We start from the raw sequence: 12,034 nt of genomic DNA, 5'->3' as shown, positions 1-12,034 counted from the left end.
CATACATTTAACTTTAGCTAATTCCTTACAAATAAATTTACTATAAAATTCTATACAGAGAATATAACAGGCCAATTTACACCAAGATATATATTACACCAATCTCAGTTATATTTTAAAATACTTTACACAATAGATTTTTAGCATGCACTATAAAGTCAAAACTGACATAAGTAAGGGATCATTACAAATCACACTGCTAACTGATTAAATTCATACATTTAACTTTAGCTAATTCCTTACAAATAAATTTACTATAAAATTCTATACAGAGAATATAACAGGCCAATTTACACCAAGATATATATTACATCAATCTCAGTTATATTTCAAAATACTTTACACAATAGATTTTTAGCATGCATTATAAAGTCAAAACTGATATAAGTAAGAGATCATTACAAGTCACATTGCTAACTAATTAAATGCATACATTTAACTTTAGCTAATTCCTTACAAATAAATTTACTATAAAATTCCATAATACATCACAGTACACAATGACACAGAACCCAATAATAGAATATAACAAGCTAATCTAGACAAAGATATATTACATCAATTTTAGCTACACTTTTAAGTATTCTAACAATACAATTCACAACATGTAATACACAACAGAAAAAGGTCAATACTGATAAAAGTAAAATAATCAGAGAATTATATTGTCAATTTACTTAATGCATACACTGATAATTACTTTTCAAAAAATTTACAAATAATAAAGAAACATAAATATTAAAAATAAATACAGTGGGCGGTAACAGACTCGAACTGCTGACCTCCTCGGTGTAAACGAGATGCTCTACCAACTGAGCTAACCGCCCTATATTATTTATTTATAAACCATAAACCTATTTACTGCAATAAAGAATTACAAGTCCAGATATTTTTCAACAAAACTCTCAATACCAGATTGATTACAAGCAGCTATTACAGTGTTAACCATTAAGAATGCAATAGTCATAGGACCTACGCCACCTGGAACTGGAGTAATAGCTGAAGCTACATTCTTAGCCTCAGCAAAATCAACATCACCAACAAACTTCTTAACTCCATCTTCTTCAACAGAATTGATTCCAACATCTATAACAATTGCGCCAGGTTTAATCCAATAAGATTTTACAAAATTAGGTATACCAACAGCAGCTACAAGGATATCAGCCTTAGCACAATAATCAGATAAATTACGCGTAGCTGAATGCACTGTAGTAACAGTACAATTTTCACCCAATAACAAACAAGCCATAGGCTTACCTACTATATTTGACCTACCTATAACTACAGCATCACTGCCAGATAAATTATGCGTGACAGTTTTAATTAAATAAAGACATCCACTAGGAGTACAAGGTATTAAACAATTTTTTTTCTGCCCAGTAAAGAGTCTTCCAACATTATCATTGTGAAATCCATCAACATCTTTTCTTGCATCAATAGTATTAATTATTAAATTTTTATCAATGTGCTTAGGTACGGGAAGTTGTACTAAAATTCCATGAACACTATCATCATTATTCAACTCACGTATTTTATCAATCAAACTGCTTTCTGATGTAGTACTTGGTAACAATATTGTTTCAGACCTTAACCCTAACATTTCAGCTTTTCGCTGTTTATTACGTACATATAAATGACTTGCAGGATCATCACCAACAAGTATAACAATCAGGCATGGTACCAAATTATACTGCAATTTTAAATCATTAATACAGGTAGCAAGTATACCGGTAATATCTTCAGCAATAGCCTTTCCATTTATAATATTCGCTTTCATTAAAGCCCAAAAACTATTCTTACATTTACAGATTAGTGTATTTTATAGAAAACTTCAACAAACATTAACAACAAATTTCTGAAGTATCACATCATACATCTTAACAATTTTCTTTAATTTTCATATTCACAATTTTATTTAGTTTATTACCTTTATAATTTATTTATTACTCACAAAACCCTTATATTTTATTTATAATAAACTTAATTAATATACAAAACTCACTTCCAATTAAAAAACTAATGCATTTCAAATTCATATCAAACTAATTTAGCTTCAAATATATCTATATTAAAAATGGTAATTTTCAGGTACAGCACTACAATAATAATCTTTTCATTTAATATAATTATCTGCAAAGCGTTTAAGGGATATTCCATGTTATACTATCAATATTTCTTAAGTAAAAACACATTCAATCTGGTTTACACTACCTCCCATATAATTAAAATCAACTAATGTAATATGTCAGCTTTTAATACACTTATATAAAAGTGTTAATTCTCAACACACATGAACCATACTAATTCTTTCATTTAATATAATTATCTATAAACTGCTTTAGTAATATCCTGCGTTGCACTTTCAACCTTTCTGAAGTGAAAATACACTTAATTTGGTTAACACTTTCTTCTATATCATGATTAACAATCACATAATCATAACGATAACAATGATCAATTTCAAAAGCAGCCTCTCCTAATCTTTTTTTCACGATATCACTTTTACCACTACGATTATATAAACGCCTTTTTAACTCTTCCATAGATGGAGGCAATATAAAAACACTCACTACATGTTCCCTCATAATATCAATTAATTTAAATGCACCTTGCCAATCAATACTAAATAGTACACTAATACCAGTAGTAATATTATCCATAACAAATTTACGAGGTATGCCGTAATAATTCCCAAAAACTTTAGCATATTCCAACATTTGATTTGCATTACATAAATTAATGAACTCATGTTCAGTTACGAAAAAATAATCTCTACCATCAACTTCACCATCTCTAGGCTCACGAGTAGTCACAGAAATTGATCTAACAAGATCATTTTGTAATTTATCAATCAACAAATGTGAGATTGTAGTTTTACCGCCCCCAGAAGGAGAAGATATTACCAACATTATCCCCCTACTTTTTAAATTATTATTCACCTTATACTTACCAAAAACATAACAACTACAATAAAAGTCTTGAGTATAAATATTCAATATAACAAAAATTTCATCATTTAAACAAATCCACACTATACATTATTCAGTAATAACTTAACAAAAAGAAAATCATTCATAACACTTAAAGTGCACTAATATAAAACCAACAGACTATCGATACAATCTAATTGCATAAAAACATATATTTGAGAATATCAATTTGATGTATCAAAATTACTAAAATCTTTCATAAAAGGAAAATTATCGTAATATGCTTACATATATACAACTCACATAAAAGTATACCGAAACTTTTAGGCCATATGACATACTGACATATCACAACAACCTATCATATAGATTGCTTAATCCTGTAATCTATGTTACTTTAAACAATCATGTAATTACTTTATATTATGAGTAAATTTATCAGCTATACAAGGTCAATTTTACCATATACAGTATCATTATTCTTTATTCTCTTAGTATGTAGTTTATACATGGTATTCATTTCTTCTCCACCAGATTATAAACAAGGAGAATTTGTGCGTATTATGTACTTACATGTACCATCTGCGTGGATTTCACTTGGATCTTATACATTAATGGCAATTTTCAGCTTTATCGCACTAGTATGGAGGAATGTGATTTCAGCAATCTTATCCCATGCAATTGCTCCACTTGGTTTAACATTTACATCCATATGTTTAATTACAGGTAGTATATGGGGTAAATGCACATGGGGAACATGGTGGGTATGGGATGCACGTTTAACATCAATGCTAATATTGCTTTCTCTCTATTTAGGATATTTATCACTATGGAACTTTTTTGACAATGAATCTAGAGCAATGAAAGCTGCATCAATATTTGCAATATTTAGTGCAATTAACATTCCAGTGATCAAATTTTCTGTCAACATATGGACAACATTACACCAACCTGCAAGCATACTACGTAAAAGTGGTATCGCCATTGATACATCAATGTTAATACCCCTCTTCACTATGTTTGCTACATTGGGTTTGCTATTTTGCATACTGTTAATACTTAGGTCACACACACTAATCAATTTACGTAAAATTAATTCTAAGCTCATTTTGTTAAATAATATTTTTTGAGGAAAGTATTGATAGGCAGTCTTACAGGCATCATAGAAGAAATATATATTAATCACATTATATTAAATGTAGGTAATGTTGGATACATAGTTCACGTTTCACAGAGGGTCTTACAGAATTGTAAAATTGGAAACAACATTAAACTTTACATAGAAACCCATGTAAATAGAGATAACTTAACACAGTTATATGGATTTTTAGATAAACAAGAGCAAGACTATATGAGAATGCTCATTACAATAAATGGCATTAATTATAAAACAGCAATGTCAATACTAAGTAAGCTATCACCAGAACAAATCTTTTCTGCAGTAGTAAGTAACAATAAAAATGCATTTAGAGGAAATGGAATAGGAGAAAAACTTGCAGGACGCATCACAACTGAACTTCAATACAAAATCAGTAAGATGCCAATAGAAGAAACCATGATAATAAAAGAAGATGATTCATTAGCTGCTCTTATAAGTTTAGGGTACGACAAACTCAAAGCCTTTAACGCAATACAAGAAATAAAATCCAATTTCCCTAATGCTAACATACAAGAAATCATACGTAGAGCATTACAAAAGCTTTCACAATAATTATACTAAGCATGTCACTCATACCATATGAATTAAGACTATAGATCATATAAAACAAAATTCCATTCACTTAGTATCACAGTTTTTTCACATAAACATTATGATTTAAAATTACATTTTTAACAGTTATGCTAAATTCAAGCATATAGCTTATTTGGATAAAATCACCACTCAATATACTTTATACTATGCTATATTTCTAACTATATAATGTTTACACACAAGTTAATATAATTACTTAGATGAAACAAATTTATCTATATAAAATTTATAGTTTTTTTATAGAAAACATCATTTTAAATAGAAGCACTAAGTTATACATGGCATGTCACTCTCAAATAAAGTTTAGTCAATATCTAAACTCTATACTCTCAAGAATCATTCTACATTTACAGGTTACATAAGTTCATATATAAATTGCACAATAGCTCAGATAAAAAAATTTTTTATCTACATAAAATCATCATTCAGGCAATACTAAACTATACAAACATGTCACTCTCAAAGTAAAGCTTATGTAATAACTTATTGCAAAACAAACTTTTTACTAAACCACATTTACAGTTTTTTATATACTTTACCACCAAAATCATATTCTCAATAAATATACTACTCTTTCAAGTTATATAATGTCATATACATATTGATATAATAACTTAAACAAGTTTACTCATATAAAATTTATAGCTTTTTTACAGAATTTCAAACAGCAACACTAAGCAATACAAGTATGGCACTTCCAAATAAAGTTTAGTCAATATTTTTATAACATATCACTAATCACACTTATAGTGCTTTATATATCAACACTTAATACTATACCGTCAAGAATCATTCTGCATTTACAGGTTACATAAGTTCATATACAAATTGCACAATAGCTCAGACAAAAAAATTTTTTATCTACATAAAATCATCATTCAGGCAATACTAAACTATACAAACATGTCACTCTTAAGGTAAAACTTATGTAACAACTTATTGAAAAACAAACTTTTTACTAAATCACACTTATAGTTTCTTTACATATATCATCATTAAAATTACATCCACAGTCTAAGTTATATTTTCAAGCCATATAATGCTCACATACAAATTGATATAATAATTTAGATAAAACAAATTTTAACAAGCAGTACTTTAGTCTTTTAATGCAAAACTTAAGTGATATTATCAGAACTTTCTATCTTTAATTAACAAACTCCTATCTTAATTTTTAATATCCTATTTCAATCAATAAACTTATATCCTTTAGTATCTTATACAGCAAGATATTCTAACAATATGATACTTATATAAACAAATAAGCTTTAATATCACTTGATATAGATTTCATGTAAAACACTTGCTTTTCACAAAATGTAGAAGCCATAATAATGTTTTTTTTAATTATAAAGAAATTACTAATTTATCTATAATAATATATTATACTTTTATACTTTAGGATACACGAAGTTACACATAAAACATGATAAGAAAACCTTATGAAAAATATATTACAAAGTACTGAATGCCTAGAAGATCAACAAAATGTCTCAATGAGACCTAACTTACTAGATGAATTCATAGGACAAAGCAGTGTAGTTAATAATCTAAAAATTTTTATAAATGCAGCTTATACAAGAAAAGAACCAATGGATCATGTACTATTATATGGCCCACCAGGGCTTGGTAAAACAACACTGGCACATATAATAGCTAAAGAATTAAAAGTAAATTTTAGATCTACAGCTGGACCTCTATTAAGCAAAGCAGGAGATTTAGCTGCAATACTCACCAATCTTCAAGCAAAAGACATATTGTTTATAGATGAAATACACCGTCTAAACCGGAATATAGAAGAAATACTATACTCTGCAATGGAAGATTTTTGCCTAGATATAATAGTAGGAGAAGGATGTGGAGCACGTACTCTTAGAGTAGACTTACCACCATTCACTTTAGTGGGAGCCACTACACGCATCGGATTATTATCAAACCCACTACGTGACAGATTTGGAATACCAGTACATTTAGAATTCTACTCAATTGAAGAGCTTATAAAAGTAATACAACGTGCTGCAAAAGTTATTAAGACAAATATTTCTGACAGTGGAGCACAAGAAATATCATTAAGAGCTCGTGGCACACCCAGAATTGCACTTAGATTATTACGCAGGATAAGAGATTTTATAGAAGTAACAGAACACAATAAAATTATTACAGATACATTTGCAGACAAAGCACTATTACGTTTAGGTATTGATAAATTAGGGCTAGATAGACAAGATATTCAATATCTCAAGTTTATATATGATTCCAACAACCCAACTGGAATAGACACAATATCTTCCGGGTTATCAGAAGATACAGGAAATATAGAAGAAACTATAGAACCATATCTTATCAAGATAAATTTTATACAACGTACACCACGTGGCAGAGTAATTACTCAAAAAGCAATATCTTATCTTAAAGAACAATCATACATTTAATAATATTTAGAGAATAAAAACCTATTTCAGACCAAAAATGAAATACCACAAGAACAAAGGTCTTTACATCAAAAAAATAGTGAAAACATACTGCATAAAACTATACAACACAATTAATAACTTCGTTTATTAGTTGGACACATCTCATTTTAACCTTACATATAACTATACTCAGCACAATGCATAAAAAACACAAAATTTCACATTAAAACGATCATGTTTTTTAATAATAATTCAGCCATCTACTATACATATATCTCAGATTAATAATGTATCAATAACACTACTCAATCATCAAAAAATTTTAGAAACATACAAAAGAACCCATAGAAATATACCTAAAATAAACGTTACATAACCACAGAATAATCACAAAAGTACTTGATCTCAAAAATATCTATTTTATATAAATCTACATTAAAGTAATACATTAACCTATCTGAAACAGATAATTGTCTATCATTTTCTCTAAATTTTTCCTGTAATTTTTAGTCTTTCACCTAATAGCTTACTACATTTACTATTCAACATAAAAGATACTGAAATACAAAACAATACTTCTCTATATCTTACAGATTCACATAGTAGAGTAACTAGACTAAAATAATACTGGCTAAAAAAATTAATAATAAGCTACCTTATATTTCAAAATAATAAAAAACTACATTAATAACGCATTTAAAAGTCTCAAAATTATAAAAATGCGCTATTGTAAAAAAACTAGTTATACATCCACAAACTTAGATCTATCACTCTTATCTGTCACTTGTAAAAAAGCATATATTATAAGGCAAATTACGGAACAAATTATTGGAAACAGTATTATTGGAATTAGAGTACCATCATAAAAGCACCCTAAAATATAAATACCAAATGCACCAAAAATTGTTTGTAAAAACAGAATAAATGCAGACCCTATTCCTGGTTCTTTAATTTCAGAAAAGGCAGCTGTCATATTATTACCAAGAATAAAAGCAATACCCATGCCAGATGGCATCCACATAATTTCTGCTAATAAAGGACTGATTTCAATTATTTGATAAAGTAAAAGTACTATCAAATCTGATAAAGTAGTTAAAATTAATCCTATAAGTAACATATTGTTGATTCCAAACCTATCGACAAACCTTTGATTAATAATTGCGCCAACAATATATGCAGCTACATTAATAGCAACAAAATAACCATAATAACCAACAGGTACACCCATATCATTAACAAAAATAAATGGTAAGTTAGCTACACATGACCAAATCCACATAATGGTAAAACTTTGAATTAAAGCAAAACCACAAAATCTAACATTTAAAATAAGTTCTTTATATTTTCTTACAATAGATAAAAAAGATATACTACTATCAACACTATCAAAAGAAATAGTCTCTTGCAAAAACATAAACAAACTAACCAAAACTAATACTGCCATAATAGATATGGTAATAAATAACATGCTCCAATGATAACCATGAGCTATAATAGCACTACCCAAAATTGGAGCTATCACAGGAGCAAATGCTACTGCTACATTTACTATAGAGATATTTTTAGCGCACTCATTCCCTGAATACATATCTTTAATAATGGCATATCCAACAACTCCAGCCACACCTGCACCAAATCCCTGAATAAAACGCATGATAATTAACATAATAATACTATTAGAAAAACAACACATTATGCTTGCTATCATAAATATTCCTATACCTAACAGGATAATAGGTTTACGTCCATAATAATCAGATAATGGACCATATAATAATCCAGAAACAGAGATTCCTACCAAATTTAAACTCACTGTTAACTGAACAATAGTATGGTCTACATTAAAAAATTCACTAATTTTTGGTAATGCAGGCAAATATATATCAGAAGACATATCACACATTACAATCACAGCAATAATAAGCACTAGAATACTTTTTTTTAAAATTTTCATAAAATAAAACAAAATCCTTAATTAATAAACACATAGTTAATATAATATTTCATACCAAATCATTGTAGATAATTAAATTATTCTAAATTTCTTTAACCTAATATTCCAAATCTACCATTTAATTATAGATTACCTAGAACACTATTAAATACAGAACAATAAATATTTAAAATAATCTTTAAATTATTTGATCAAGAAAAAAACATTATTATATCATTATCCTATAAAACCTAACATACAACATTAAAAATACTTAAAATTCTATAAGATTCTAATATATATTAAACACAACAACTAAGACATACAAAACTTATGATATTTTTTATCGTTCATTTTCTAAAATAGCCATCAATTCTTTCCATTCTCTTTGTCCAATACTAGTATCTTCACGCGCAACTTTTTCTCCAGCAATTAATTTTCTTACAACATCCAATGCACTTTTTGATAAATGCCGTGATTCCAAAGAATATTCAACAAAAGCTGCATAAGTTAACGGAACCCATTTTTTTACAATCTCTAATATAACTTTTGCATACACTCTAATCTCATACTGAGCATTCATTTCAGATCTCAATTTTAAAAAATGTAATAAATTATGCAAATCTATTTTCCAATACCACTCGGTATAATAATTCAAGGTAAGATTAACACGTGATATTTCTCTAGAAACACCTCTCTCCAAAAGTTTATTATAAGTTTCATACACCATATTAGAATCATGTATTAAAAGACTAGTAACACAATCAGCATCCTCATAAGATAATCTACTGCCTCTACCCTGAGCATTACTTTCAGATTGCTTTGCTATTTGATCATGTTCTGGAACATAAAATTCATGATCTAATACAGAATACCTTGCAGAATATTCATTGACATTTGCAGTACGATGACGCACCCATTGTCTTGCAACAAATATAGGTAATTTAATATGAAACTTAATTTCACACATCTCAAACGGAGTAGTATGTGAATGACGCATTAAATAATTAATCAATGCAGCATCCTGACTTACACTCTTAGTACCTCTACCATAAGATATTCTAGCAGATTGTACTACAGATTCATCAGACCCCATATAATCAACTAATCTAACAAATCCTTTATCTAAAACTTTATACTCTTTATAAAGAATTTCCTCTAACTCAGGGACAACCGTACGCCTTGTAAGCTTAGACTCCATCAATTCCATCATTACCCCCTTACATTAATTATCCCCCATACTTAATACTAGCAATTGCCTACATTAGATCAAGCTTTAAAAATTAACACCTACCATACATGACAAAAGCAGTATACTACAAAATTTAAATTTTTAACACCATAGCTAAAATTCTTCCCATCACATAAAGCTAGTAGTACAAAATCTTTATAAACTTCATAGAAAAACAATACAAATGTAATTCTTATACTATCTATATCGATAATAACACTCAAAAATATAATAATAACTAACTGTATTAAATAACATCACATATTGATTGTAATCATATTCTGAAACCTACTATTCAAATTTAAGTAAATACAACCTTTGCAAATTTACAGTACAAACAACAAGTAGGTTACAATCATATTTCATAATATGTACAACACAACAAAATAACCTACCACACTAAAAATTCATTGCATTAAATAACATCACATATTGATTGTAATCATATTCTGAAACCTACTTTCAAATCTAAGTAAAATACAACCTTCGCAAATTTACAGTACAAACAACAAGTAGGTCACCACCATATTCATAATATGTACAACACAACAAAATAACCTACCACACTAAAAATTCATTGTATTAAATAACATCACATATTGATTGTAATCATATTCTGAAACCTACTATTCACATCTAAGTAAAATACAACCTTTGCAAATTTACAGCACAAACAATAAAAATGTAACTACTATACTTTCTATTTTTACATGTATCACACCGTAAAAACATAACAAATCGCCTATAGCAAAAATTCATTATATTTAAGAAAGGTATACACTTCATTACAATATATAGATCAACTACCTTACTTAACCATAGTAAAGCAAAAACCTTATAATTAATAATGTAAATCAATTTAATGTCACCATTACATCTTCTACAGTCGTAGATATAACAGTTTGACACTTAATAAGTTGTCTATACAAAATATCAGCTATGGTTAATAACTTTGCTAATACTGTTATTACCTTCTCACCATCATCTGTTTAATATGAGCAATTGCTTTTGCAGGATTTAACCCCTTAGGACAAGTTTTAGTACAGTTCATAATAGTATGACAGCGGTATAATTTAAATGCATCATCAAGCATATCTAATCTACTACTTGATGCTTCATCTCTACTATCAATAAGCCATCTATAAGCTTGTAATAAAGCTGCTGGCCCTAAATACTTATCTGAATTCCACCAATAACTAGGACAGCTAGTACTACAACATGCACATAATATACAGTCATATATCCCATCCAATTTACTCCTGTCTTCTATTGTCTGTAACCTCTCCTTATTATGGTTAGGTTCTTCAGCTTGCATCCATGGAGTAACCGACTCATATTGTGTATAAAAATTACTTAGATCAGGAACTAAATCTTTGATAACATGCATATGTGGTAAAGGATAAATCTTTACATCTGATTTAATATCTGATATTGCTTTCGTACAAGCTAAAGTATTTGTACCATCAATATTCATAGCACATGAACCACATATACCTTCTCTACACGATCTTCTAAATGTTAATGTAGAATCAACTTCATTTTTGATCTTGATTAAAGCATCTAAGACCATTTGTCCACATTCATCAAGATCTATAAAGAATGTATCAATCCTTGGGTTCTCGCCATCATCTGGAGACCATCGATATATCTTAAAACATTTTACATTTTTCGCATTTTCAGGTGCGTGATGAACTTTACCATTCCTGTTAATCTTAGAATTTTTAGGTAAACAAAATTGAACCATAGTTAAACCTTTTAAATAACCACTTTAGA

At 28.5% G+C, this 12,034-nt stretch carries 8 protein-coding genes and 1 tRNA gene; 3 read left to right on the top strand and 6 right to left on the bottom strand.

Features of this window, described 5'->3' with window-relative positions:
• Positions 1-754 precede the first annotated feature (754 nt).
• The 3 genes from DRF75_RS01565 to gmk all read right to left on the bottom strand — a co-directional run bounded on the left by DRF75_RS01565 (position 755) and on the right by gmk (position 2,939).
• Positions 755-827: transfer RNA gene (locus tag DRF75_RS01565), tRNA-Val, on the bottom strand.
• 47 nt (positions 828-874) lie between these two features.
• The gene (gene folD / locus DRF75_RS01560) at positions 875-1,777 is read right to left on the bottom strand and encodes a bifunctional methylenetetrahydrofolate dehydrogenase/methenyltetrahydrofolate cyclohydrolase FolD (RefSeq protein WP_129992543.1); all 903 of its coding nucleotides are present in this window, start codon (positions 1,775-1,777) and stop codon (positions 875-877) included.
• A gap of 532 nt (positions 1,778-2,309) precedes the next feature.
• Entirely contained in the window at positions 2,310-2,939 is a 630-nt protein-coding gene (gmk, locus tag DRF75_RS01555; protein WP_045171080.1) for a guanylate kinase, read from the bottom strand.
• 416 nt (positions 2,940-3,355) lie between these two features.
• Here gmk and ccmC point away from each other — a divergent pair, with 416 nt between their 5' ends.
• The 3 genes from ccmC to ruvB all read left to right on the top strand — a co-directional run bounded on the left by ccmC (position 3,356) and on the right by ruvB (position 7,115).
• Positions 3,356-4,060, top strand: coding sequence for a heme ABC transporter permease CcmC (gene ccmC, locus DRF75_RS01550; protein ID WP_045171075.1), 705 nt, complete (start codon positions 3,356-3,358; stop codon positions 4,058-4,060).
• 8 nt (positions 4,061-4,068) lie between these two features.
• Positions 4,069-4,641, top strand: a complete 573-nt coding sequence (ruvA, locus tag DRF75_RS01545) for a Holliday junction branch migration protein RuvA (RefSeq protein ID WP_045171081.1) — start codon at positions 4,069-4,071, stop codon at positions 4,639-4,641.
• A 1,484-nt stretch (positions 4,642-6,125) separates the two neighbouring features.
• On the top strand, positions 6,126-7,115 hold the full coding sequence (gene ruvB / locus DRF75_RS01540; RefSeq protein ID WP_045171076.1) for a Holliday junction branch migration DNA helicase RuvB: 990 nt from the start codon (positions 6,126-6,128) through the stop codon (positions 7,113-7,115).
• Between the two features lie 724 nt (positions 7,116-7,839).
• Here the strand turns inward: ruvB and DRF75_RS01535 are convergent.
• From DRF75_RS01535 to DRF75_RS01525, 3 genes are all read right to left on the bottom strand, one after another.
• On the bottom strand, positions 7,840-9,051 hold the full coding sequence (locus DRF75_RS01535; RefSeq protein WP_045171077.1) for a multidrug effflux MFS transporter: 1,212 nt from the start codon (positions 9,049-9,051) through the stop codon (positions 7,840-7,842).
• Between the two features lie 322 nt (positions 9,052-9,373).
• Positions 9,374-10,231, bottom strand: coding sequence for an FAD-dependent thymidylate synthase (gene thyX / locus DRF75_RS01530; RefSeq protein WP_045171082.1), 858 nt, complete (start codon positions 10,229-10,231; stop codon positions 9,374-9,376).
• Positions 10,232-11,228: 997 nt separating this feature from the next.
• Positions 11,229-12,005: a succinate dehydrogenase iron-sulfur subunit gene (locus tag DRF75_RS01525; RefSeq protein WP_045171058.1), complete on the bottom strand. Its 777-nt coding sequence runs from the start codon at positions 12,003-12,005 to the stop codon at positions 11,229-11,231.
• Positions 12,006-12,034 lie beyond the last annotated feature (29 nt).

The sequence above is a fragment of the Ehrlichia minasensis genome, assembly GCF_004181775.1.
In the GTDB taxonomy this organism is placed as follows: Bacteria; Pseudomonadota; Alphaproteobacteria; order Rickettsiales; family Anaplasmataceae; genus Ehrlichia; species Ehrlichia minasensis.
The sequence above is the reverse complement of the archived record's forward strand: the minus strand, read 5'-3'. Positions and strand labels throughout refer to the sequence as shown.